Here is a 25,731-nt window from a genome sequence, read left to right as displayed (position 1 = left end):
ACGACGAGCCGGGCCTAAACGTCAGGACGACTTAATGGCACTTTAACACCGAGCGGGTCATTAGCTCAGTTGGTAGAGCAGTGGACTTTTAATCCATTGGTCGATGGTTCGAGTCCATCATGACCCAGCATTCAAATTTGGTGCATTACTTAAGTATCTTCGAGCGGGTCATTAGCTCAGTTGGTAGAGCAGTGGACTTTTAATCCATTGGTCGATGGTTCGAGTCCATCATGACCCAGCATTCAAATTTGGTGCATTACTTAAGTATCTTCGAGCGGGTCATTAGCTCAGTTGGTAGAGCAGTGGACTTTTAATCCATTGGTCGATGGTTCGAGTCCATCATGACCCAGCATTCAAATTTGGTGCATTACTTAAGTATCTTCGAGCGGGTCATTAGCTCAGTTGGTAGAGCAGTGGACTTTTAATCCATTGGTCGATGGTTCGAGTCCATCATGACCCAGCATTCAAATTTGGTGCATTACTTAAGTATCTTCGAGCGGGTCATTAGCTCAGTTGGTAGAGCAGTGGACTTTTAATCCATTGGTCGATGGTTCGAGTCCATCATGACCCAGCATTCAAATTTGGTGCATTACTTAAGTATCTTCGAGCGGGTCATTAGCTCAGTTGGTAGAGCAGTGGACTTTTAATCCATTGGTCGATGGTTCGAGTCCATCATGACCCAGCATTCAAATTTGGTGCATTACTTAAGTATCTTCGAGCGGGTCATTAGCTCAGTTGGTAGAGCAGTGGACTTTTAATCCATTGGTCGATGGTTCGAGTCCATCATGACCCACCATTCTTGTTACTTCTCTCCTTTATCATAATCTTTTAAATATTCCTTCAAAATACCGACTTCAACTAGGATTATCGCCCCGATTTTCGTATAATTCGCGGATATCCCGTATATGTGGACTAGTGGTCGAGAGAATGAGTCTAGCAGAACAAATTATGCCGGAGGATTATATTTTTCCTCCAAAACCTGCCCCTTTAACTAAGCAGGAACAAGCCGAATATAAAACCAGAATTAAAGCGTTGTTAAAAGAAAAGAACGCTGTTTTGGTTGCCCATTACTATACCGATCCCGAGATTCAGGCTCTGGCTGAAGAAACGGGCGGATGTGTCGCTGATTCACTGGAAATGGCGCGCTTTGGTGCCAAGCAACAAAATGCTGATATGATCATCGTTGCTGGTGTACGCTTCATGGGTGAAACGGCCAAGATCCTGACACCAGAAAAAACCGTTGTTATGCCAACTCTGGCAGCAACCTGTTCACTGGATGTAGGCTGTCCTATCGATGCGTTTTCTGCATTTTGTGATCAACACCCGGACAGAAAAGTGGTTGTGTATGCAAACACCTCAACCGCGGTGAAAGCGCGTGCTGACTGGATTGTGACTTCGTCATGTGCACTTGAGATTGTAGAGCACCTGGATTCAGAAGGTGAGAAAATCATCTGGGGCCCGGATAAACACCTGGGTTCTTACATTCAAAAGAAAACCGGTGCGGACATGATCATGTGGAACGGCGCTTGTATCGTTCACGATGAGTTCAAAACCAAGGCACTGAAAGACATGAAGGCATTGCATCCGGATGCTGCAGTATTGGTACACCCTGAATCGCCGGCTGAAATTGTTGACCTGGCAGATGCCGTTGGTTCAACAAGTCAGTTGATTAAAGCAGCACAGGATATGCCGAATCAGAAGTTCATAGTGGCGACTGACCGCGGTATCTTTTACAAAATGCAGCAGCTGTGTCCTGAAAAAGAGTTCTTTGAAGCACCTACTGCGGGTGAAGGGGCAACCTGTAAGAGCTGTGCGCATTGTCCGTGGATGGCGATGAATGGCCTTAAAGCCATTGAAGAGGCGTTGATTGATCCAAATGGCAAAGAAGTCTTCGTTGATATGGCACTTCGTGAGGGTGCTTTGCGCTCACTGAATCGCATGTTGGACTTCTCAGCAAGCCTGCAAAAGTAGGCTAAGTTGCTTAGATACTAAGCACTTAGGCGTGTTTTTACAAAAAATACTTGCTAAAGCGTTACGCTTTTCATAGTATTAGCGCCGCACCTTAGCGGTGCTACAGTGCGGAGAGATGGCTGAGTGGCTTAAGGCGCACGACTGGAACTCGTGTATACGTTTATAGCGTATCGAGGGTTCGACTCCCTCTCTCTCCGCCATTCCTAATTTAAAAAAGGCGTCTATCGGACGCCTTTTTGCGTTTTACTTTTTCCTGTCTTAGTGCCTAATAGTTTCTGGTGACGTTATACTTGGTAGTACACAGTTGGCTAAAAAGCCGTTACTATATTCGGCATTAATCGAGTCTGCGAATATCCAATGCAAGAAGAACTACTCAATTCAGTCATCAAAATAACAAAAACAAGAGACATAGATTCACTCGAGTACAGCCTGCTTTCGACGATTCAGGAGCTAGTAGGGTGTAAGCATCTGTGTGTGTATAAAAACTTTAATACTCAGGAAGACCTTGCAGTAGAGCGAAGCATTGGATTAACCATGCATGGTGAGCGGGAATTTGAATGGCTCGACAGGCAAGTGATTGAGCAACCTCAGTCTGAGCTGATTTCTTGTTTGCAGTCGTCCTGTATCATTACGGTGCAAAGCGCCGATGGCATAGAAAAGCGCTGGTTGCCTATCAACATTCACGAAACACCGGTAGGCGCGATAGAAGTGCACTCAGGTGGTCTGAATAGCAGTGAGCAGGTACTGCTTAACGCCTTTGTGCGAATATACGAAAATTATCTGACTATATTGCACGAAAATGAGCGGGACAAGCTGACTGGGTTATTGAATCGTCAGACCTTTGAAAAGAAACTCAAGCAGCTGCTAGAGAAGCAAGTCATAAAACAAAACCGCCACATTCGCGATGATCAGGACCCACGGACATTCCATCAGGGCGCCACATCCTGGTTAGCTATGGTAGACATAGATCACTTTAAACAAGTGAACGACAACTATGGTCATGTCTGCGGCGATGAAGTGCTCCTGTTGGTTGCGCAAAAAATGCAACAGTTCTTCCGTTCAACGGACTTGTTATTTCGCTTTGGTGGCGAAGAGTTTGTCTTAGTGTTTGAACCCACGGATCAGGCGTCCATTGAGGCAAAACTAGAAAAGTTCTTAGCGCTTATTCGTAACACGCACTTTCCGTTTGTTAAGAAGCTTACGGTGAGTGCCGGGCTTGCGCGGATCAGCCCGTATGATTTCCCAATCAATGTATTGGAGAATGCAGACAGAGCTTTGTACTATGCAAAAGAAAATGGTCGTGACCAGCTGGCATTCTTTGAAGCGTTGTTAAATGACAATAAGCTGGAGCGTCATGACGAAGGCTCTGGGATCGACTTGTTTTAAACGGCTCGCACATTCAGCGGTAACACCATTCAGTTACCGCGCCCTTGACTCATTTTCCTCAGGTTACAGGCAATCAGGCACGTTGATATTGGCCTGCGAAATCTCTTACACTGACCAAAGCCCGAATACTTGGTCAAAAAGCCCGAGACATCATTATGTTGCATATAATCCAATCAAATCGCATGGAAGCCCTTCAAGCGCAATTTACGACATTATTGAAGCAGGCTCCGCTTACGGATCCCTTTGCCAATGACATTGTACTGGTTCAGTCGCCAGGTATGTCTCAGTGGCTCAAGAATGGATTGAGCCGGGATATTGGGTATGCTGCACAGGTTGAGTTTCCATTGCCATTAAGCTTTATCTGGCAGCTGTATCAACAATTTTTGCCAGATGTACCGAAAGAGTCGCCATTTAATAAAAATAACATGAGCTGGAAGCTTTTCACTTTACTGCCACAGCAGCTCTCGAACCCACTATACGAGCCGCTCAGAGCATACCTTGAGGATGCCAGTGATCGGTCGCAAAGTGAGCTAAAGCGCTTTGCTTTGTGCGAGAAAATCGCCGACGTGTATGACCAATACTTAATGTACCGGCCAAATTGGTTAGAACAGTGGGAGCAAGGCACGGATATGCTTGATGATGTCGATATTAGTATCGCGCCCTGGCAACCTGATCTGTGGCGGATACTGGTAGCACACACGCATCATCTGGGACAAAGCCCCTATAACCGGGCTAATATGCACCAGCAATTACTGACAAAACTGGCAGAAGCCGACCCGACAACCTTGCCTGAGCGGATCTGCATATTTGGTCTTTCTGCCATGGCGACTAACCAGTTAGAGATATTTACCGCACTGGCGCAAAAGAGTGATGTATTACTGTTCTTTTTTAATCCCAGTGAGCACTACTGGGGCGATCTGGTTGATGAGAAAACTCAAGCTAAGATCCTGGCCAAGTATCAGGTAAGGCCAGCAGTGGATGCGCAGCTACAAAAAGAATCCGGGGAAGCCAGCTATTACAATACGGGTAATCCCTTGTTGTCCTCTTGGGGTAAGCTTGGGCGAGATTATCTGGAGCAGCTATTGCAAACTGATGCACGCTGGCTGGATGGCTTTGTTGATCAGTTTGGCGACAGTTTGCTGGCCCAGTTACAGCAGGAAATATATCAACTGGCTTTTAAGGGTGAGTCTCTGGTCGATGACCCAAACTGGTACGTAAGTACGCAAGGGCGTCTGCCCATAGATCAGGCGGACAGCTCGTTACTACTGTGTGACTGCCATACCCCTTTGCGTGAAGTTGAGCTGTTACATGATCATTTGCTGGGTTTATTTCATGATGACCCGACGCTGACGCCCAAAGACATCATCGTCATGATGCCAGATGTGGGTACCTATAGCCCTTATATTGAAGCCGTATTTGGCAGTGCATCAGGGGCGAGAAAAATACCTTTTGCACTTGCGGACATGAGCATAGATCAAGAAAAGCCAGTGCTGAATTCCTTTGTAACACTGGTTGGCCTGCCATTTAGTCGTTTTAGTGTGTCGGATATACTAGATCTGTTAGGGGTTGAACCCATCAGTAACCGCTTTGCTGTTGAACAGGGTGAATTTGTTCAGATCCAGACCTGGCTTCAACAGGTGGCTGTGAAGTGGGGTCTCAGTGGTGAACACAAAGGTGATTATGGATTACCGGAAATTGCCCTCAATACCTGGAGACACGGGCTCAGACGGCTGCTTTTGGGGATTGCCAGTGCCGATGAGCTGACGGCGTACAATGAGATATATCCGGCAGATGCGGTAGAAGGCATGGCTGTAAATACTCTGAGCAAATTGATTGCCTTTATTGAAGCACTTGAGCAGGCGCGTGAGCAGTTATTAGTCGCGACACCGCTTAATGAGAAATGCGCAGTGTTGAGGCAGATGCTGACAGACTTTTACGATCAGGACACAGAGCAGAGCTGGGATCTGATGCAGTTGCATAAGGTGATCGACGGACTGGAAAAGCACTATGAGAATGGCGACTTTTCCGGTGCCGTTGACGCAAAAATTGTGTTGCATCAAGTTCGCCAGGGCATCAAAGACAAGGGCGTGGGGCAACGGTTTTTGGCCGGTGCGGTGAACTTTTGTACTCTGATGCCAATGCGGGCGGTACCGTTTAAAGTTGTTTGCTTGCTGGGTATGAATGACGCCGATTATCCGCGACAAGTGCAACCCATTGGTTTTGATTTAGTGCCTTATTCGCGACGCCGTAAAGGTGACCGCTCTCGTAAGCTGGATGACCGTTATTTGTTTTTGGAAGCGCTGCTCAGCGCACGCGAGCATCTCTATATCAGTTATCTGGGACGCTCTTGTTACAACAATGAGCCTCAGGTACCGTCAATCCTGGTCAGCGAGTTATGCGAATATCTGGACCGCGCTTTTTGCTATCCAGATGAGTCACTCAAACCCAGTGAGCAGGTATATCGTCAGGCCCCTTTGCAGCCGTTCAGCGATCAGCACTATCAGCCAGGTACTTTGCACAGCTTTAATCCCAACTGGTGCCCGTCACAGCACGAGATACAGAGTGAAGTGGCGCAGCAGAGCACTAAGCCCGGTATTGAAGTTGAGTTGCCTGAAGAGCTGGAGTTACCCGACTTTTTGCGCGCTTGTCTGGCACCGCAGCGCTGGTTTTATCAACATACACTGGGTGTACGTCTGGTCACGCTGGGAGAGGACACGCCGGACAGTGAACCATTTGCTTTAGACCCTCTGACGCGCTATCAATATCTGGATGAAATTTTGCGCAGTGAACTGACCGATGCCCCTTTGCCTGAAGCTCAACTGCTGCAGCGAGCTCAGCTGCCACAGGCTAATGTGGGGGTGGTGGAACTGCAAAAGCTTAAAGGGCGTGTTGCAGCCATGTCGGGGCATTTAAAAGACGTGATGACTGAGCATGCGGAACCCATAGAAGTATCGCTGCAAATTGGAGCAACACATTTACTAGGCTGGCTTGCCAATGTCTATCAAAGCAAACAGGTATTTTATCGTACAGCCAGCATCAAAGGTAAAGATAGGATCCGTGGCTATTTGATGCACCTGATAGCGAATTGTGTGACCCAGGATATAGAAACTCATATTTATGGGCTGGACGAGCAAGTTGTGTTTGCGCCGCTTGGCCATGATGAGGCACATAAGCAGCTGTCAAAATGGCTGGCGTTTTATGCCCAGCTGGTTACCCGGGCTGTGCCGTTTTTCCCGGCCACCAGTTACGAATATTGTAAAACGCAAGATATGAGCAAAGCCCTGAATAAATTTGTGGGTGGTCAGTACATAGGGTTTGGTGACAGTGAAGATCCTTATGTCGCTTTGAGTTTCCCGTCTTTACAGGCTTGTGAAGCCGAGTTTGTTCAGTTGAGTGGTGATCTGCTGACTCCCCTTATTGATCTTGCACAGGAGACCCGCTATGAGACGGCTTGATCCTCAATCCATGCCTCTGTCGGGCCATAACCTGATTGAGGCCAGTGCCGGTACTGGTAAAACTTATACCATCACAGGTTTGTATTTGCGTTACTTACTGGGGTTAATTAATAACGAAACCCAAACTACCCCCCTTAGTGTTGAGCAAATCCTGGTGGTGACGTTTACCGATGCTGCCACCCAGGAGATCAAAGATCGGGTACGCAAACGGATCGTGCAGGCACGGGATGCTTTGTTGGGTAGCGAATGCAATGACACGCTGATCATTGAGTTGCTGGCACAAGTGGCTGATCAGGAAGCTGCGTATCATTTGCTGGATGCCGCTGCTAAGTCCATGGATGAAGCGGCCATTTTTACCATTCATGGCTTTTGCCAGCGTATGCTCAAGCAGCATGCATTTGAATCTAACCTCAGTTTTAATCTGGAATTCATTCTGGATGACAGCGAGTTGTTTAATGCCGCAGTGGAGGATCACTGGCGACGCTTTGTTTACCCGTTAGACTCAGACAAAACTGAGTTGGTTCTATCGCACTTTTCTCATCCGCAGGCGCTGGCAAAACGTCTCTATCCCTTGCTCAAGCGTGGTGACGCCCGATTGCAGCCAGAACTGGATTTGGCTGTTGTGCTGGCGCAGCGGGCCGAATATCAGAGCCGCGCAGATAAGTTTAAACAGCAACTGTTAAACTCAGACTTTTTTCAGGTGCTGCGCGACTCTGGTATTGCGAAGAATAAAGCGCCCGGGCGACCTGCCAACATCCAGGCGTTAATCGACTACTGTATGGGGGATGATTGGTATTTTGAGTTTGGTACCAGTAAACATTCCTTTGCTTTGTGGGGAGAGGCGCAATTAAGCGATCCGAAGAACTACACTAAAACGGGTAAACCGGTTGTACACCCGGCCCTGGGTTGGTTTGATGAAATGGCGCAGTTACATCAGAGTGTTGCCAGGGGACTGCCTATTGCGTTGTTGCAACATGCACTGGGTGAAGTGCGTACTCTGATGGCGCAGGCTAAGCTAGAACACAGCCTGATCTCGCCGGATGATCTGCTACAGAATTTGCATCAGGCATTACATGGCTCACAAGGTGAGGCGCTGGCAGAGAAAATTGCACAGCTTTATCCGGTCGCTATGATTGATGAGTTTCAGGATACAGATCCGATCCAGTTTGGCATATTTTCACGCGTTTATGGCACTGACAGCAGTTGCGGTCTGACCATGATAGGCGACCCGAAACAGGCCATTTATGGCTTCAGGGGGGCGGACATCTTCACCTATATCGGTGCCAAACATCAGGTCGACGAAGCCCGGCAATTTACACTGGATAAGAACTATCGTTCAGCCAAGCGGGTAGTCGCTGCCGTGAATGCGGTTTTTACTGCGCAGGCTGATAGTTTTATATTCAATCGTGACATACCTTTTATTGAAGTTGAGGCGGCAGGTAAAGACGCCGACAATACCTTTACCCTGGATGGTGTTGAACCAGCGGCACTGCAATTCAACGTACTTGAGGACGACGATTCGCCCGTAACGACCAAAGCCTCGGCCTATCCTCTGCTGGCACAGGGATTTGCTGCACAGATTGCGCAGATCCTCACTCTGGCTCAGCAAGGGCGTGCTTGTATAGGTCAGCGTCCCGTGCTGGCTGCAGATATTTGCGTATTGGTCCGTGACAGGGGGGAAGCGGGCGTTATCAAGCACGCTTTACAGGCGGCTGGTGTGAGCAGCGTATACCTCGCCCGGGACAGTGTTTTTTCGCAGCCAGTGGCTGTTGCGGTCTGGCAGTTGTTACATGTAGTGCATGGCAGTTATGACGAAGCGGCGTTGCGTGGCGTACTGGCCGGGCCTTTGTTTGCGTTGAGTGAACAGCAAATTTTTGCACTGCGCACCCAGGAAGGGCAGTGGCAGCGTTATCTGATGCAGTTTGCTCACTTGAAACAGCTTTGGTATCAACAGGGGGCCATGGCCTGTTTGGAGTCTTTACTGGTAGACAACCAATTAGTCAGACTGTGGCAGCGAGCTGGCTTTGAAGTAGAGCGCTGGCTGACTGATTACCGTCATCTTGCCGAGTTGTTGCAACATAAACAAATCGAGCTTGAAGGTACGCAACGGGTCATGCGCTGGTTACAATCTCAGTGTGCTAATCCGAGCTATGAGGGCACTCAGCTGCGTCTGGAGAGTGACGCTGATCTGGTTAAAATTGTTACAATGCATGCGTCAAAAGGGCTGGAGTACCCCCTGGTCTACCTGCCTTTCGCCAGTGCCTACCGGGAGGCTAGCGAAGCGATTTACCATGACAACGGGGAGCTGGTACTGGATCTGGATGCCGACGATAGCGCACGGCAAAGCGCTGAGCGGGAACGCCTTGCAGAGGATATCCGTCTGCTTTACGTGGCATTAACACGGGCGATTCATTTTTGCAGCCTGGGTTTGTATAACTTGCCACTGGGGCGCAGCAAAAAACCAGGGATCCAGCAGTGTGCACTGGGGCACGTGCTGTTTGGTACTGATAAAATTAGCGACGCGACACAGTGGCATGAACAGCTTCGTAGCTTATGTGCAGGCCATGAGGGGATGGCTTATCAATCATTGCAGGCCGTATCTTGTGTCTATCAGCCAGAGCGGACAGAGTCGCTTCAGCGTTTGCAGAGTCGAGCCGTTGAAGTGGTGATAGAACAAAACTGGCGAATGACCAGCTTTAGTCAGTTGAGTTATCACGAGACAAGTGCTGAGCGGCCTGTGGGGGCGCAAGATGAAAACCACAAAATAGACTTGCCTGAACCCAATGTGATCAAGCGTTATACTCCTTATACTTTTGTTAAAGGCGCACGAGCGGGGAGTTGTTTGCATGAAATTTTCGAGCAGATTGATTTCACGGCGCCACACGAACCTACCCGGCCAGACAAGCTGACTCTGGCTGAGGCAACTCAGACTTGCCTGGAGAAATATCATCTGGATATTGTCTGGCAGGAGACGCTTGAGCACTGGATCCAGGGGTGTTTACATGCCCCCTTAATGCCGTTACCAGAGCTGACACTGGGTCAGTTGTCAGTATCTGACTGCCTGGTTGAAATGGAGTTTCAATTACCTCTGAAGCGTTTGTCCTATACCCGGCTCAACAAGTTGGTTGCGCAAATTACCGGCGTACCCAGCCATCTGCGTTTTGATGAAGTGCAGGGCATGTTAAAAGGTTTTATCGATCTGATCTTTGTCTGGCAGGGGCGGTATTTTATCCTCGACTATAAATCAAATTATCTGGGCGACACGGCGGCAGACTATCAGGCTGACAATCTGGCACTGGCGATGAGCTCACATCAGTACCATCTTCAGTATCTGATTTATTCTGTGGCCTTACATCGACTATTAAAACACCGCCTTGCAGACTACAGCCCTCAGCAACACCTCGGTGGCGTGTATTATTTGTTTTTGCGTGCGTTACCAGACGGTGCCGGCTGCTTCTTTACGCAACTGGATGAAAGTACGTTACTACAACTGGACGCCTTATTTGATGCGGGAGAACAATAATGACACAGGGGATGTTTGAATTTCAGTCTGATGATCTCGACCATCAGGCGTATATTGCGCTGCTGATACATACCCGGCGTGCGCGTGCTGCTGATGTCGCCCTGGCAAAGTTGTTGTGTCAGGAGCAGTTTGATGCGGTATTTTATCTTGTTTTGCTGCTGCAGCGGGCTGAACAGAGTCAGCATACCTGCCTGTTGCTGGCGGATATCGACTGGCAGAACCCTTTTTCGTTAAGTGCTGAAGAAATGAGTGCATTTGCGGGTATGTCAGGCGCAGCGCATGCTTTACCCTATACGCCATTTAATAGCCCGGACGCAGCCTTATGTGCGTTGCAATCGCATCCGGCGGTAGGAGAAAACAAGCCTTTAAGGTTATTTTCAGGCCGGTTATACCTGGCGCGGTTAGCAGAATATGAAGCGTATCTGAGTAGCCGTTTTTTACAGATGGCTCGGCAACCCATCCAACTGAATGAATCACAACTAAGTGGCTTGCTGGAACAGTATTTTCCCAGCGGCAATGCTGAGGGGGTAGACTGGCAAAAGGTCGCTTGTGCAATGGCTGCATCGAGCGGGTTTTGCGTGATCACCGGAGGTCCGGGAACCGGTAAAACCACCACAGTGACTAAGTTACTGGCTATCTTGCAATCTCTGTATACCGAGGTGCCACTGAGTATTAAACTGGTGGCTCCAACCGGCAAAGCGGCGGCCAGGCTCAGTGAATCAATTATTGGTGCAAAAGGACGTTTGAGGTTGGCCCCGGAGCTTGCCAGCCTGATCCCCGAACAGGCGCAAACGGTGCACCGTTTGCTTGGCGTGATCCCACATACCAATCGCTTTATTCATCACGAACAAAACCCGTTGCATATCGATTTGCTGATAGTAGACGAAGCGTCAATGGTCGACCTGGCTTTGATGAGCAAGCTGGTCAGGGCTTTGCCTGCTCATGCCAGACTGATCCTGTTAGGTGATAAAGATCAACTGGCATCGGTGGATACGGGCAGTATTCTGAGTGATTTGTGTGAGCATCTGAAGCTGGGGACACAGCCTGCTTATACTGCCAGCCGTGCGGCGTTTTTAAATCAGGTGTGTTTTGCGGGTCAAGCCGTTTTACAAGGCAAGGCAACGCGTTATGCATTGGCTGATGCCACAGCGTTTTTACAGCAAAGCCACCGCTTTAAAAGTGACAGTGGGATTGGCCAGCTGGCGAGTGCGGTGAATCACAATCTACCCGAGCGACTACAACAGGTGATCAACCACGGCTTTAACGATCTGAGTTTTTATGGGTTGAGTGTGGAGCAATACAATGCGCTGTTGGAACGAGCGGCTGACCATTACAGTCGATATCTGACGGCCATTGCGGACAAACGAGAGCCAGAGGAGGTGCACGGGCTGTTTAGTCAATATCAGCTGCTGGCTGCTGTCAGAGAGGGCCCTTATGGTGTCTCTGAGCTTAATAAACGAATTGAGCAGAAACTCGCTCAGCGTGGGCTGATAGCCCCTTATAATCGTTTCTACGCCGGGATGCCGATTATGATCACGCAAAATGATTATCAGCTCAAACTTTTCAATGGCGATATTGGCATTCTGCTGCCCGGTGAGCAAGGTCAGCTTTACGCGACCTTTATCGATGAGCAAAATACTGTCAGGCACTTTTACCCAGCAAGGTTACCCAGTTATGAGCTGGTGTATGCGATGACGATCCATAAGTCGCAGGGATCGGAATTTGAGTATACGGCGCTGATCTTGCCGCCTATTCAGCGCGCAGGCAAAGGGGTAAATCGCCAGTTGGTGTACACAGGTATTACACGTGCAAAGCGACATCTGGAGCTCAATTGTCAGCCTCAAGTGCTACAACTGTCTATGCAAGCGCAAGCCGGGCGACATTCGGGAATGTCGGATAGGTTACGTTTAGGTTAAATTTATGTTTTTATCTTGTTTGTTTTTTTCTTTGGTCTACAGTAATAGATAACGGAGATGACAGACAGTGTTCATCACCGTTGATAACCCAGTGATTTATGCCGCCAGTCGCCTGGCGGCATTTTTATTTTCCCTTCCCGAAAGTTGCATAGGCCACATAGTGGTACAGTGTTGACTTTTTCAGCAGATTGCGGCTTTATAAAATAAAGTAATTACTCAAAAGAACAAAAAAGATGAAAACACTTGAGCAACACCTGGTCAATTACGCCTTGTATCACAGAGATAAACGCAATATTGCAACGCATTTTGTTGGCGTCCCACTGATTGTGTTTGCCGTTGTCTGGATGACATTCTGGCCATTGGGAAGCGTTTTTCAGGCGCAACTGAGCTTGTCTGGCTGTTTAATTTTTCTGGCTAGTATGTACTACTTATATTTGTCGCCTGCGCTTGGCAGTTGGATGATAGCCTTTTTGTTGATGTGTCAGGGGGCTGTTATTTTGGCATTCGACGCAGTCGCATATGCTGGTCTGGACGTTGTCTGGTTTTATGTCATGGGGCTCGGGTTATTTGTGACTGGCTGGGTTATCCAGTTCGTAGGACATTATTTTGAAGGGAAGAAACCCGCTTTTGCAGATGACCTGATGGGGCTGTTGATTGGGCCACTATTTGTCATGATGGAACTGCTTAATAAAGTCGGATGCTTTAAGACACTGGAACAAACAGTAAATAATGAGGCCGGTCCGTACCGGCCCTGAATAATACGTTTGTTAAATTGAAATACGAGTTTCTAGCTGGCAACCTTTAACAATGGTGATATTTTGACAATTCAGGCGAATTTTTCCGTTGTTGGTTTCCAGCACATAAGCTAACTCTGGTGCTTTATCGCCGCCCGCTTCGGTCAGTTGCTTGCGGGCACGGTGCACCATAATGTTCATATGATTAGTTTGCACGCCAAGCGCTTTGGCCAGATCTTCACGATAAAGCCACCCTTGAGATTCTGTGTCCATCCCATTTTGCTTGTCGTCGATACGTGTTCTTGCCAGTAGCAGCATCAGATAGTGGTGAGTACGACAGCCCAGATCAATTTCCTGGCCTTCCAGCTCCAGCGTTAAATCGGTTTTTTCTTCATCCTGACTAACACTAAAGTTGAGTGCGATGGGTTTTACAATCGGCTGGTTGTCGAGATGCTTGGTCATGGTTGACGTGTTGGCGCAGTAAAAAAGCCATTGTTGACCAAATAAGGAGACCACCCCTCCGTCAATCAGCGCTTGTCGGTCTGAGGTATTTAAATCTTCTAAAAACCAGTAATTTAGTAAAGCATCAAAGTAAACGATATGGCTGGCTTCTTCGTCATTGGGTAGCAGTATCTGGTTTTCCAGTTCGATCACTTGATTGGCGTTTGTCTGTGAAACCAGGTACTGACAATTGGCATTTAAATTTGCCACAACATAGGAGTTTTGTCCGGGCGCTGCAAAGTCAATTTTATCATTTTCGGAGAGTTGATAGGGCAGGTTTTTATCAATCTTCTTGTCGTTGATCCAGATCCCATTGGTGCTGACGTCGCGGATCAACCAAGTGTTGTTTGCATGTTCAATGATGGCATGATGCCTTGATATGCCAGGCTTATCGACGAAGGTATCTACATTAAATTTGTAACGCCCAAAAGTGTGATAACTTTTTAGGTAAATTTTTTCTAGTTTCTGTTCATCGATTAAATATGCCATAAGATTTTCCTAACTTTCCGTATAAGTGACGCACACGAATTTGCACTTCGGTGGAGATTCTACCTTGTTGAAGGGACTATTTCCTTAGTTACCTTCAGTTTATAAAAAGAACCCGCCGAAACGGGTACTGTTATTTCAGGAAGTATTCACAATAATAACAGCCGTAAAGACAGGCTATTATCGTGTCCGGGCAAAGACAATTGCGAACATTATCATTGTAACGAGTCAGCTCGTATCTTGCCATTACAGTGGATTACACCATGCGGGTTAGTCCCTTGCATAAAGCGCAACGATGAACCATATTTTCTGTATGGTTCGGCCAAAGTGTCGATAGTGGAGGGGATATGAGTGAGTATAAATCGCTACAAACATTAAAGTTAGAAGGGGTCTATCAGTTTTGTGATTACTATGATGCGGAGCCGTTAAGTTTGTCGAGTCCTGCGGTCAAAGTGATCACTGATTTTGCCAGACGCCAGCCACAAATGATCTTAAAAGACGTAGACATAGATCATGCGGTTTATATGATGCTAAATGGTCATGTGCGGTCAAAACTGGTGGTTGACCATGATGACACCTTCCTTGGGGTAGTCAATTCTAAAGACTTGTCTGGCCGAAGGGTTTTAACCATCGCACAGAAGCGGCAAGTAGCACGTAGTGACTTAACCGTTGAAGATGTCATGACTAAAAAGCAGGATTTGCACGCAATGCGTTTTTCGACGGTGGCAAGCGCTAAGATAGGTGATGTATTACAGACTCTCAGGGAACTTGGCCAGCAACACGTTTTGTTGATGGATGAAAAAGGGGGCTTGAGGGGCATGATATCGTCTTCTGATATTGCCCGAGCACTGCATGTGCCCGTGAATATATTCCAAAAAGCTCACTCTTTCAGAGACATCTTTGAGATAATTCACGAGCATGGAGAGCTAATGGCCTGAGTTACCCCTGAGCTCGCAGAAAATTAATTGCGCCTTCAATCGCCGCAACCTGGCCATCAATACAGTTTTGTGGCGTTGTGTTAGGGCTATCCGGGTAGACCTCTGTGGTCGTAACATACCTTGCGTCTGTCATGCCCATACACAGACCTAGACTGGTTGCATCATAGTTGATAACACCGAACTGCTCAATTGGCACGCCTATGAGGGCATTATGCTCATCCGCTTCGGCAATATGTGTTACCGTTTGCACGGTGTGGATTATTGCCTGCTGAAAGGCTGCTTCAGGCTTTTGAGTGTGGCCGACCAGATAAAAACCATCCGGAATATTCCAGTTATGATTGACTTTACCGTCACGGGCAGCGAGGGCTGGACGAAACTCACTGTTATCTGTGTCAGTCGTTTCATGCAAGTCTATATGCAATATAACGGACGCCATATCCGGCTTGAGGTATTCCATAGCAAGATGTGACTCCTGGGCTGGGCTGTCGGCATAAAATGAACGATTTGGGTCGACAGCCGCCGGGTTCCACCTGTTTATTGTCTCGTAACCCCAAGGGCTAATACAAGGCAATATGAGTAGGTTGAACTTGCCTTCATACGTTTTAGCGTGTTTATTCGCAAACGCTAGTGCGCCTAAAATGCCACTGGTTTCATAGCCATGTACGCCACCCGTGACCAGTACCACAGGTAAATCAGGGCGCCAGTTGGCAGACTTTAATGCGTACAAAGGGTAGTGTGTTTGGTAATTTAGCACACCATATTGTTCAACTTGATAGTCTGCCCTGAGTGCATTGATTTGAGGCTCAATGTCTTCGAAATAATCACGCTTTTTGGTCTGCTGAGCGAACCATTGTTGCTTTTCGGCTGCTTGCCAAGGCTTACCGGTGTGTCCGATAGAATACTGATCAGTCATAACATGTCTCTTTTGTCTGGATATCTGCATGCTAATTAGATTGTGAGCCTGGGGCAAGTGGGTTACGCCATGTAACCCAGGTTTTTCAGACGCTGTTGTTGCTCTTTGCGTACTCTGAATGCCAGTAGCTTGATGATCCCGTTGTTTGTCTTAACCTGAGTCATAGTCAGACCAATATAATTGACAAATTCAATTGACTGAATGTTTTCAGCCGGTATATAGCGTTGGCGACCTGTCAGGCTAAAAAATGATAAACCCTGATTACACAGTGTCACACGTTTATGACCTGCCATGCTTAGTAAAAAATTGATGGCGAATGCGATGCTAACCACACTGGCGATGGTGATTTGCATAGTGGCCAGGAAAGACAGATTGAGTTCGGTAAACAGCCCTGCTAATGCTAATAGTGCAATAACGAAAGCGCCAACTACACAATAAAAAGTTGTATTGATTTCCAGTTTTAGTTCATTCATTACTTGTTCCTAATTTGACGTATTCCCGAGAGGCAGGAAATTTAGGAGAAGAAAATGGAAGAAATATGAATACCCCAAATTAAAACTAACAATTGCGATTTTAGGGTTAAAGTGTATGCCAATCATCCACCAAAGGGTTGATAAAGCCGCATTGTCGATAAGACTGATAGATGAAGTTTTTTGCCTTTAATTTTGCCAGACCGCGTTTTAACGCGTTATACGCCTCTTCCCCTTGCGGGTGAAGTCTGGACACGACAAAGTGTCGACTGTCCTGAAGTGCGACTTTAACCCCTTCTATGGCTTCAATCCGGTAGCCCTGACCTTCATAGTAAAATGGTCGGGTGTTGTTAAAGGAAACCAGCATGGCATCCACCCAGCCATTGCTGACCAGTTTCGCCATAGTGATCCAATCATCTTCATGATGTAATTGTTGAGGTGCAAGCGCTTTGAGCGTAACCCAATCAACTAACCATGCTTTACTGCTCACAACACTGATTTGGCTGAGATCTTTAGATATTTTGTCCCGTAAACGAGTTTTGTTGGCGGGTGAGGTATAGATCCCCGCAAAATATGCCCCTTTGTGAATGATAGGGGGAGAAATATACACCTTTTGAGCAATGGTGTTTGCCTGAGAACGCCAGATGGTATCAAAGCTCATGAGGAGTAACCCTGATTCAAGCAGTTTTAAGTTTCTTGCATCATAGTTTCCCAGCGTGAAGCTGAAGGTATGCTGGAAGCCACCTTCCAGCAATGCGCGTTGTGCGATGAGAAACTCTACGACATCACGCTGGCACCTGGGGTGGTTGAATATTTCTTCAGTGAAGTCAGAGATAGATTGATCGGCCAGTATTTCTTTGGCGTATTCATAAATGTCTTGCTCGATCGAAATTGAAATACGTGCGTGTGCAGAAAAAGAAAGGCCTAAAATAAGTAGCAGTTTCAAGTATAAGCGGTTTAGGCAAGACATAATGACTTCCTGTGTTTACTAAGGCAAGTCTAGTTCAGGGCACGCTAATTGACTATTTTTTAAGTGACAACCTTGAGTTTGTAGAATATGTTTGAATGCTATGGAGTGTGTTTGCCTAAACGGCATGCGCGTCCAAAGACTCAGGCACATCAGCAAGGGACAGGTATGCTGGATCCGGTCTCTGTGCATGGTTGCAGGTTGGCGTTATATCAATTACAAGGAGCTAAGATGAAATTTGAACAACTGTTGAACCACTTTGACATGGGCATCTGTGTGGAACAATTGCAAAAAGAGTCCTTGTTGGATATTGCTTTGTTATTTGTTTGCATTGACGAAAAAATAGAAACAGAAGAAATGAACATTGTCCGTGACTGGGCCAATACGTTGCACTGGAATTCGGCCATTACGTTGCAAGACTACATGGACGATGCGCTGGGCAAGTGCCTAATTGCGATTAAACAGGATGAGACAGAGTGTTTTATTCAACATAGGTTGAGTCATATCGTTGATAAGCCGATGCGCGAGCTTGCTGTGTCAATCGCGCATCGCATTAGTGAAGCGAATGGTGAAGTGTGTGATAGTGAGAAACGTGCACTGGCTATGTTAGAAAGCGAGATATAGGGTTTTCGCCCTATATCTGAGCGCCTGTGGCAGGCTATTTCAGGGCTTCTGCGACTTCAGCGATTTTTTGTCTCAGCCAGATATGACTGGCGTCGCGATGCAATAGTGGGCTCCAGATCATATCCAGTTCAAAGGGAGGGATAGGAAACGGAGGCTCTAAAATAGCCAAATTCGGATCATCGCTGTAGATGTTTGCCGCTTTTGATGGCAACGTTGCGATGAGGTTTTGCTCTTTCGCCAGGTGGATGGCGACATGGTAGTTACGTGTAAATGTGGCGATGTTTCTGTGCTTGCCGAAGTGTGCCAATGCTTCGTCAACCCAACCCAGTTTTTGCACATCAGCCGGGTCCATCCCTACACCTACGCCAAATCCCGTTTTACTGACCCAGATATGTCGCGCTTTTAAGTAGGCATCCAGATTAAAATGCGCTCTGATTGGGTTGTCTGACTTAATCAGGCAGCAAAAACTGTCTTTCCAGATCCGCTTATGATGAAATGACTGAGGTAAATTTTCAAAACGGTTAATTGCCATATCGACTTTACCATTTTCCACGTCATGAAATGTCACATCACTGGGAGTCAGGATATCGAGAGTCGTATCAGGCGCTTCCATATGTAATTTATTCAATAGCTTAGGTGCTAAAGTGCTGGCTGCATAATCGCTGGCCATAATGCGAAATACGCGTTTGCTCTGCCCAGGTTCAAACTCGCGATTGGGTGCCAGTGTTTCTTCCAGCGTCATTAGAATACCGCGGATCACGGGCTGGAGCTCTAGCGCGCGTTCAGTCGGGACCATGCCTTCACTGGTGCGCACCAGGATTGGATCATTAAACAGATTGCGAAGCCGCTTCAGGCCATTACTCATCGCAGGCTGAGTGATACTTAGCTGGTTTGCGGCACGAGTGACGTTGCACTCTCGCAGTAGCGTATCGAGATAGACCAGTAGATTCAGGTCAATTTTGCTTATGTTCACTGTGTTCCTTTGTTATTTTATATGTCGATAGAAGCGTTGTGAGGCCGGATAAGGATAAACTTGCTTAACCACGTGAGCCTGTATATCCCGTTGCGCTTGTTGCCAGTATTCCACCTTCAATAAGGCTTCGTGCGACTGTTCAAACACCGCTCTGAGTTTAGGGTCTGTGAGTACAAATGTACATAACTGTTGTGGAAATACGTCGTTTGGTGCCGCTGAGGGCTCGGCCACACCACTATATAAGTCTTCCAAAGATGGACTGGGCATGGGTCGGAAGTTCATGTCAGTAAGATATTGCACCTCATCATAATCGTAAAAAATAACCCTATGGTGCTTGGTGACCCCAAAGTTCTTGAGCAACATATCACCCGGAAAAATATTTACGCTGAGCATTTCTTTGATAGCGTGGCCATAATCTTCGATGACTTTGTTAGCGGTTGGCTCATCGGCGGTTTGCAAAAAGAGATTCAGCGGTGTCATTCGGCGTTCAATGTACAGATGTTTGATCACCAGGTAGTCCCCTTCGTCTCGCACACTATTACTGATTGTGGCTTTTAGTGTATCCAGAAGTGATGGAGAGAATTTTCGTTTGGGAATAACGACTTCGGAATACTCGATGGTGTCAGCCATACGGCCAACACGGTCGTGACTTTTCACCAGTTGATAGCGCGCCAGCACCGTATCTCTGCCAAACGGTTTACTTTCGGCAAAAACATCTTTAATCACTTTAAAGACAAACGGAAAATTAGGTAACGTAAACACCATCATAACCATACCCGGTGTACCTGGCGCTATCGTGAACACATCTTCGCTGTGTTGTAAGTGAAACAGGAAATCACGGTAGAATTCAGTTTTTCCTTGTTTATGAAATCCGATGGCGTTGTAAAGCTCTGCCGTTGTTTTATTCGGCATCAGCTGTTGTAAAAAGCCCACCATGGCTGAAGGGGCATGAGTTTCTACCAGGAAATACGCTCGGGCAAAACCAAAAATAATCCGCATTTGCGCACTTTTAGTTAACAGCGCATCGATGTACAGGCCGCCCTGAGGGTGATGTAAAAGGGCGATAATAAAAGGTTGGACACCAGATTTGGATACCACCCTGCCTACGATATAGGCGCCTTTGTTACGATAAAAGGGGGCGGTGAGAATATCGAAGCGCAATCCGTGATGGCTGTGGTGCGTACTTGGTGCTTGTTTGATAAATGCTTTGACCAGCATTCTGATATCCTGCTCCAGATCGCGAAAGCCGCACTGCAAGTCCATGTGCGAAATCATACTGCGAATAGTGGGCTTTAACCCAGAGATGACCGGAAAATAGCTGCGAAATTCCGCTTCTATGGGTAATGTGGTTGGCTTAGTCAGCGTTGTTTCAACAAATATAAAGTCATTCTTGTAGTAGCGTCGGTGAAAAAGCCGACAAAAGACTGAGTTAAAAAACGTCTCAGCCAGCTCTGCCTGAGGATGAAAAGAAAGGAGCTCAGCGTAATGTTGTTTGACCTGGTGCCATAACGCTTCATCAGGCGTATCTTGCGATGTTTGAAGTTTTAGAGCCGTGACCGTGTCATTGACACGAACGTCGTACAGAGTGATCCGTTGCTTGCTTATTTGCTCGATTTCCCCCCACTTTTGCTGCGCAAAAGCGTGCGGAGCACGCGCCGTTATTTGTTGAAATAACGCGTAGTGAGCGTGAAAACCGGAAAGAATTTGCTCTGCAATTTTTTGAACCTGGTAACTCATCGGACCTCCTAATCTGCGAGTTACTTTAGCGCACAAGTGCCAGTCTCTCAAGCTTGTATTCGGGTCATCCGTTATGCGCTCCTTACCAGAGGTTATGTCGTGACAAAAAGGGCCTTTATTCGAGTCGCTTAAGGCGCTTTTCTAAGCTTGCTATCTCTTTGTTCAGTAGCTTAACCTCCTTGAGGTAGGCTGTATTGATAGACTTGATATTACGCTTTACATCTTTTAGTGTTTTGGCTCTCTCGCTTTTTTCCATCATGCGCGAAATGCGCCGTTGTTCATCCCGGGTAGCTTCATCTCGTTTTCTACCTAAGATTGCGGCCTGATGTTTTTTGGCTCTGAGTGTCTTTTTTAACCGCAGAACCAGTTGCTGTCGCTCAATATTGTTCAATGTTTTGGTATGCTGGCCTGTGGGAGCCGGTGCCTGTGGATTTGAGTGGCTTAAAGTGTGTTGCTCAGCATTGGCTGCGCACGGATGCTGGCTGTATACAACTGTCTTACCGGTAACACATTTGTAGTAACTGAAGGTTGTTTTTGCCTGACTTAACGTGGGCCATAACAGCCAAAACATGATAATCAATATCTTCATCGTGTGTGCTTCCCTGAAATCTGCATTTACATTTCAAGATAGTAAAATTGTTCGATATCGCAAGTGTTGTGACAGACGCCGCGCTACTTTGTAGCAGGCGTCTGATTGAATTGTTTCAGTCGCTTAATACTCTGAATTAAAAAGGGGACATCCAGCTTTTGATCTAAGGTAAAGCCTTCTTTTGCAGAAACCTGTTTATAGCTCCCGTCTTGTGCTATCAGTGTAATACGGTCTTTTTTGTAAGCAACTAACACACCACGAGAGTAGTTCACCCCCTCATTGAGTGTGTCTGTGGCAACATTATTGCCCAGCATACTTGCCGTTGCGAGTGTGCTGCATTGGAAATGCTCTGCTGCAATGGTTGTCATAATATCGCTGATCTGAATTAGCTCGGTATGTCCTTCAAACGCAGGGATATTGGTAAAAAAGCGGGTTGTGGTCACTATATCTGAGCTGTTTGGCTCGACAATGAGGATAGTCGGTGGTGTTTGCTCTGTAATAAGTGGGCTTTGCTCACTATATGATACCCGTACATTCGCATTGTCGACAGGACTAATATAGGTAAATTTAGGCAGTCCAGAGACCGACAAGGATAGGCGGGTAGACCATACTGGTGGCGCCTTACTGTCCATCAGAGACTGTTTGTAGTAGGCCGGAAGACCATACAGCAGGTTAAATCTGAAATCTTCACGTAATGTAGGGGCCAGCAGCTGCTCTGAACCATGCCAGCCTAGTTGCATTAGCTGCTGTTCAGTTTGCTCTGACAGTGTTTTCACTATATTCAGGCTGACTGGAGTATCCTGAGCCGGACAGGATGCCAGTGAAGCTGGTGGGTGATAGTTTACTTCGTTGGGTCCGACATTTAGCGATCTTGCCTGGTTGTACTCTTGCATATCGAGTAGCTCATGTCTGGCAAGGAGTGTTTTGGCGGTAGTTGGATAAGACAATGGCAGTACATTATCTTGCATTGTAATGTCGAAGTAGCTATTTGCATCTGCCCAGATATGCATAATATGGCTGCTTGCAAAGCAAGTAACCAGGATTGTGCTGGCGAATTTAGGAAAGGAGTAGCGCTTTAAACGCTCCAGATGACGCCAGGCGTGATTACCAACAATCAGTTCAAATCCTAAAATAGCGGCGATCATGGCGAGTACGATCAGACTATTGATAGCAGGGGAGCTACTGATGGTCTTCCAAAACAAGGAAAGAATCTCGGGCAGCGCCTGTAGGTTCAAATGATAGCCAAGCTGGAAATAGACAAAGGCATCAACACCCAGTACGGTGATCCCTAAGGTGGCAATACAGGCGGCCATGCCCCGAATATGCCTTGGGTAAGGGAAGATCAGACTGAGTGGAAAAATACTCAGTACAAATACACAAAAGGTAATGAAGCTGGTGTGGCTTAGCCAGGTTACCAGCATATATAGCCAGCCAAGCGCTGTTGTTGGCGCTTTGTCAGCGGCCAGATAGCTTAATGTAATGAGTAATACTAAGCCGATGTTGGCAAAGGTAAACCAATGCCCCCAGCTCAACAGCTGGCTGGCCTTTGACGAAAAAGGGCTGTGTGAAGAAAGATTCATTCAGTTACTTTACCGACTGGGTCAACGCCTTGGCAAAATTTTCAGCAACCGCTTGTCTTTTCTGTTCTGGCACATGCTCTTTGATGATGTGCGTGATAGAATTTCCCAAACACATTAAGCTTAAATCAACGGTTGCCTGATTCTCTGTCAGTACGTTTAACAGTTGGTCGACAATTTGTTCTACTTGTTCGTTGGAATATTTAGACTGGATAGGCATCGGTTGGTTCAAATAAAAAGAGTTATAATTCTTTCTATTCTAACACCAGAGGCGTTAAAAACAAAGATGAGCATTGAGGTGAACAAGCTTGTTGTACACTATGTCGACAAGCAAGACGAAGAAACACAAATTCATTTGCGTGAAGATGAGATGCAGGTTAATGACCGAGTAGCGGTATTCATAGAGCAACTTCATCATGCTTATAATAGCAAGCCTGGGAAAGGCTTTTGTGCCTTTGATCCCGACAAAGATAGCCGTGTCGCATCAGCCATGCAAAGCTACCGTAATAATGAGCTGGCATTTTGGCATCTAACGCAGCAGGCAACAGAAGTTTTGAAAGAAGAGTTGAACAAGTATGCGTTCAACGAGACTGGTTATCTGGTGTTTTGTCATTATCAGTATGTTGCCAGCGATTACTTGCTGATAGCGATGATCAATATCAAAGAGCACTATTCTATTACGTCTGATCTGGACTTGGCTGCGTCGAGGCACTTGGATATCTCACGTATGCAACTTGCAGCACGCATTGACTTAACTGCGTGGGATACGCAGGCAGATGAAAATAGATATATTTCTTTCATTAAAGGCCGAGCTGGCAGAAAAGTTGCCGACTTCTTTCTAGATTTTCTGGGGTGTGCTGAAGGTATCGACCCCAAACAGCAGTCGCAAACGATGTTACATGCCGTGGAAGACTATCTGGCCGAGCAGCAGTTTGGTAAAGATGAGAAAGATGCAATTCGCAAAGAAGTCTTTGATTATTGTAACGACTGTATTAATAGTGGCGAAGATGCAGATGTCGAGTCTTTATCTGATACCGTATCTAAATCATCCGATGTGCAGTTTGAAGACTTTTATAAACAACAAGGTTATGAACTGGAAGAGTCATTCCCGCTCGATAAAAAAACCGTCACGACTATGGTCAAATTTTCAGGTCTGGGTGGCGGTGTGAGTGTTGGGTTTGAGCGCAAGCATCTGGGAGAGCGTGTGCTGTATGATCCGCAAAGTGATACTTTGACGATTAAAGGCGTGCCGCCAAACCTCAAAGATCAGCTGGAAAAGTTCTATCAGGAAGAAAGTGAGTAAATAAAAAGGGGCTAACTTGTGTTAGCCCCTTTTTATGTCAGTTACATATGTGCTTTGGTAGGCTCAAGACTTACCTGTAACAACAAACTGCGCCAGTTGGGTGCCCAACTTGTTGGCTAATTTGGTCATCGCATTACTTTTAGCGGTGTCCTTGTAGCTCGACGCGGCTTTCACTTTGGTATTAAAGTGCGCCTGTTCTTTGCCGTTTTCCATCACCACCAGGTAGCTCTCTGCCACACTGTAAAAGGTCCCGGCTTTGTTCATATCCTGCCAGTCAACGGTGAACTTAAGGGCAAAATCTGCCTCACCTGTGGTCACCTTGATCCCCTGTGAACTAAGCGCTTTTGCCAGGATGTCACGCACTTTACGATGTGCCTGGTGATCACTTTCAATACTAAAGCTGATGCTGTTAATAAGTGCATCGGCCTGTTGTTGTTTGTCGCGAACAGAGGCCGGTAAGGGCAGAGGAGCAGCCTGAAGCTGGGTAAGATGGTGATTTTGCTTACTTCGTTTGACCAACAGCTCCTTAACCGCAACGGCTTGTTTCAGCTGTTGAGATTTACTGCTATTGGCAGCTATTGCGAAGGCTGTAATATCTTCATCCAAAGCCCGGACGGTCAGCTCTGTTTGCATTGCGGCTTCGGTGCGGTTAAAAGCCGCCAGTGCAAAGGCTGTTTGCTGATCCGCACTGACATATTCATCTTCAATTTTAACACCTTGCAAATGAATATCAGGCACTTGAGAGTTAATCAGTTCATCAACATGAAACTGCATCGATTTTTCGCTGGCCGATTGCTCTATTCTGGTATTGGCTGAGATAGTTACATTCAATTGCTTAGCCAGTGCCAGTCGGGCAGATTCCTGTGCCGCCAGTTTTGCTTGTTGCAGATCGCCGGTATTTTGTGCGCTGCCAACACCATAAATCATATAGCTGGAACTTGGCATGGCGGTGATCCATGCTGGCTTGTTGTCAACAGGTGTCTGATTGGCATTATTAGCGCCACAGCCGCTAAGTACTGCGACACTCAGCAGCGTTGCGATCAAGGGGTTAGAAGCCAAAGCGCGAGCGCTCCTGCAGCTTTTGAATTTTCTTCTGTCCATTCCATACCTCACGGTTTGTGGTCATATCGATCAATCTCAGGTCAACCTGATAGAAAGTTACGCGATCGCCGCCTTGCTGATCTACGAAAGAGTTGATGGTGCCTGACAGGGCATAATCAGCGCCTTGTTCCTGACCCATTTCATTCTGTGTTTCCAGGCTGGCATTCAGCTCCTGATCTTTTCTTTCGTCGCGGATCTCCTGACGAACATCTTTGTTCGCAACAAAGTCTGCCTGGCCGCTGCGTAATATTGAACGCTTAAGGTCATTCAGAAAGGTATCAACTGCGATGTGCTGATGTGATTTGTTGCGCACTGACTGGATTATAATAGCAGGACGCGTGCCCTCTTTTTGTAAGTGATCGTTAACCCATGGAAAGCTCAACATATCGTTGATCATGGCCTCTGCAACCAGTTGCGAGTCCTTGCCGTTCCACTTGTCAGAAAGGGCAACCTCTTGATTTGCATCTACTCTTTGTACTTTTGTTGAAGAGCAGCCAGTAATGGCTAAGCTACATGCAACAACCAAAGGAGTTAGCTTTAAAAGTGTGGTTTTACAGTTCATAACAA

Annotated in this window: 20 protein-coding genes and 2 tRNA genes; 11 read left to right on the top strand and 11 right to left on the bottom strand. The window is 46.8% G+C overall.

Translation table 11 applies throughout. The features are described from left to right. The first annotated feature begins 720 nt into the window (after nucleotides 1-720). The 8 genes from PRUB_RS15560 (at nucleotide 721) to PRUB_RS15525 (ending at nucleotide 13,006) form a co-directional block, all read left to right on the top strand. Nucleotides 721-796, top strand: a tRNA-Lys gene (locus tag PRUB_RS15560). A gap of 131 nt (nucleotides 797-927) precedes the next feature. After that, the gene (gene nadA / locus PRUB_RS15555) at nucleotides 928-1,971 is read left to right on the top strand and encodes a quinolinate synthase NadA (protein ID WP_040644638.1); all 1,044 of its coding nucleotides are present in this window, start codon (nucleotides 928-930) and stop codon (nucleotides 1,969-1,971) included. A gap of 109 nt (nucleotides 1,972-2,080) precedes the next feature. After that, nucleotides 2,081-2,171 (top strand) — tRNA-Ser (locus PRUB_RS15550). Nucleotides 2,172-2,328: 157 nt separating this feature from the next. Next, nucleotides 2,329-3,357: a GGDEF domain-containing protein gene (locus tag PRUB_RS15545; protein WP_040644639.1), complete on the top strand. Its 1,029-nt coding sequence runs from the start codon at nucleotides 2,329-2,331 to the stop codon at nucleotides 3,355-3,357. A gap of 155 nt (nucleotides 3,358-3,512) precedes the next feature. Then, the gene (recC, locus tag PRUB_RS15540; RefSeq protein WP_040644640.1) at nucleotides 3,513-6,812 is read left to right on the top strand and encodes an exodeoxyribonuclease V subunit gamma; all 3,300 of its coding nucleotides are present in this window, start codon (nucleotides 3,513-3,515) and stop codon (nucleotides 6,810-6,812) included. After that, complete coding sequence (gene recB, locus PRUB_RS15535; protein ID WP_010382180.1) at nucleotides 6,799-10,335, top strand: exodeoxyribonuclease V subunit beta; 3,537 nt, start codon at nucleotides 6,799-6,801, stop codon at nucleotides 10,333-10,335. Before recC ends, recB begins: the two co-directional genes overlap by 14 nt. Next, a complete protein-coding gene (gene recD, locus PRUB_RS15530; protein ID WP_010382178.1) occupies nucleotides 10,335-12,251 on the top strand; it encodes an exodeoxyribonuclease V subunit alpha in 1,917 nt (638 codons plus the stop codon). Before recB ends, recD begins: the two co-directional genes overlap by 1 nt. Nucleotides 12,252-12,484: 233 nt before the next feature. Next, nucleotides 12,485-13,006 carry an Mpo1 family 2-hydroxy fatty acid dioxygenase gene (locus PRUB_RS15525; protein WP_010382176.1) on the top strand — a complete coding sequence of 174 codons (522 nt, stop codon included), beginning with the start codon at nucleotides 12,485-12,487 and terminating at the stop codon, nucleotides 13,004-13,006. A gap of 12 nt (nucleotides 13,007-13,018) precedes the next feature. Here the strand turns inward: PRUB_RS15525 and PRUB_RS15520 are convergent, their stop codons facing one another. Beyond that, entirely contained in the window at nucleotides 13,019-13,975 is a 957-nt protein-coding gene (locus PRUB_RS15520) for an FHA domain-containing protein (RefSeq protein ID WP_010382174.1), read from the bottom strand. 344 nt (nucleotides 13,976-14,319) lie between these two features. Here PRUB_RS15520 and PRUB_RS15515 point away from each other — a divergent pair, with 344 nt between their 5' ends. After that, complete coding sequence (locus tag PRUB_RS15515) at nucleotides 14,320-14,910, top strand: CBS domain-containing protein (RefSeq protein WP_010382172.1); 591 nt, start codon at nucleotides 14,320-14,322, stop codon at nucleotides 14,908-14,910. 1 nt (nucleotide 14,911) lies between these two features. On the opposite strand, the gene PRUB_RS15510 is transcribed toward PRUB_RS15515, so the two are convergent. The 3 genes from PRUB_RS15510 to PRUB_RS15500 all read right to left on the bottom strand — a co-directional run bounded on the left by PRUB_RS15510 (nucleotide 14,912) and on the right by PRUB_RS15500 (nucleotide 17,263). Next, nucleotides 14,912-15,823, bottom strand: coding sequence for a M14 family metallopeptidase (locus PRUB_RS15510; protein WP_010382170.1), 912 nt, complete (start codon nucleotides 15,821-15,823; stop codon nucleotides 14,912-14,914). A 62-nt stretch (nucleotides 15,824-15,885) separates the two neighbouring features. After that, a complete protein-coding gene (locus tag PRUB_RS15505) occupies nucleotides 15,886-16,296 on the bottom strand; it encodes a hypothetical protein (protein ID WP_010382168.1) in 411 nt (136 codons plus the stop codon). 106 nt (nucleotides 16,297-16,402) lie between these two features. Beyond that, the gene (locus tag PRUB_RS15500) at nucleotides 16,403-17,263 is read right to left on the bottom strand and encodes a hypothetical protein (protein WP_010382167.1); all 861 of its coding nucleotides are present in this window, start codon (nucleotides 17,261-17,263) and stop codon (nucleotides 16,403-16,405) included. Between the two features lie 228 nt (nucleotides 17,264-17,491). Here PRUB_RS15500 and PRUB_RS15495 point away from each other — a divergent pair, with 228 nt between their 5' ends. Then, nucleotides 17,492-17,884, top strand: coding sequence for a hypothetical protein (locus PRUB_RS15495; protein WP_010382165.1), 393 nt, complete (start codon nucleotides 17,492-17,494; stop codon nucleotides 17,882-17,884). A 34-nt stretch (nucleotides 17,885-17,918) separates the two neighbouring features. Here the strand turns inward: PRUB_RS15495 and PRUB_RS15490 are convergent, their stop codons facing one another. The 5 genes from PRUB_RS15490 to PRUB_RS15470 all read right to left on the bottom strand — a co-directional run bounded on the left by PRUB_RS15490 (nucleotide 17,919) and on the right by PRUB_RS15470 (nucleotide 22,980). Continuing rightward, nucleotides 17,919-18,857 carry a LysR family transcriptional regulator gene (locus PRUB_RS15490; protein WP_010382163.1) on the bottom strand — a complete coding sequence of 313 codons (939 nt, stop codon included), beginning with the start codon at nucleotides 18,855-18,857 and terminating at the stop codon, nucleotides 17,919-17,921. A 12-nt stretch (nucleotides 18,858-18,869) separates the two neighbouring features. Further along, complete coding sequence (gene aceK, locus PRUB_RS15485) at nucleotides 18,870-20,594, bottom strand: bifunctional isocitrate dehydrogenase kinase/phosphatase (protein ID WP_010382161.1); 1,725 nt, start codon at nucleotides 20,592-20,594, stop codon at nucleotides 18,870-18,872. Between the two features lie 115 nt (nucleotides 20,595-20,709). Next, a complete protein-coding gene (locus PRUB_RS15480) occupies nucleotides 20,710-21,183 on the bottom strand; it encodes a DUF4124 domain-containing protein (protein WP_010382159.1) in 474 nt (157 codons plus the stop codon). Between the two features lie 83 nt (nucleotides 21,184-21,266). Beyond that, entirely contained in the window at nucleotides 21,267-22,763 is a 1,497-nt protein-coding gene (locus PRUB_RS15475; RefSeq protein ID WP_010382156.1) for a DUF3413 domain-containing protein, read from the bottom strand. 4 nt (nucleotides 22,764-22,767) lie between these two features. Further along, nucleotides 22,768-22,980, bottom strand: coding sequence for a YejL family protein (locus PRUB_RS15470; RefSeq protein WP_010382154.1), 213 nt, complete (start codon nucleotides 22,978-22,980; stop codon nucleotides 22,768-22,770). A gap of 66 nt (nucleotides 22,981-23,046) precedes the next feature. Here PRUB_RS15470 and yejK point away from each other — a divergent pair, with 66 nt between their 5' ends. Continuing rightward, nucleotides 23,047-24,063, top strand: coding sequence for a nucleoid-associated protein YejK (gene yejK, locus PRUB_RS15465; protein WP_010382152.1), 1,017 nt, complete (start codon nucleotides 23,047-23,049; stop codon nucleotides 24,061-24,063). Between the two features lie 63 nt (nucleotides 24,064-24,126). Here yejK and PRUB_RS15460 read toward each other — a convergent pair whose 3' ends face one another. Beyond that, nucleotides 24,127-25,122 (bottom strand): LPP20 family lipoprotein, encoded by a 996-nt coding sequence (locus PRUB_RS15460; protein WP_010382149.1) that lies wholly within the window; start codon nucleotides 25,120-25,122, stop codon nucleotides 24,127-24,129. Continuing rightward, nucleotides 25,112-25,726 (bottom strand): penicillin-binding protein activator LpoB, encoded by a 615-nt coding sequence (locus PRUB_RS15455; RefSeq protein WP_010382148.1) that lies wholly within the window; start codon nucleotides 25,724-25,726, stop codon nucleotides 25,112-25,114. Before PRUB_RS15455 ends, PRUB_RS15460 begins: the two co-directional genes overlap by 11 nt. Between the last annotated feature and the right edge of the window lie 5 nt (nucleotides 25,727-25,731).

Origin of the sequence: Pseudoalteromonas rubra (assembly GCF_000238295.3) — a bacterium.
Lineage (GTDB): Bacteria > Pseudomonadota > Gammaproteobacteria > Enterobacterales > Alteromonadaceae > Pseudoalteromonas > Pseudoalteromonas rubra.
The sequence above is the reverse complement of the archived record's forward strand: the minus strand, read 5'-3'. Positions and strand labels throughout refer to the sequence as shown.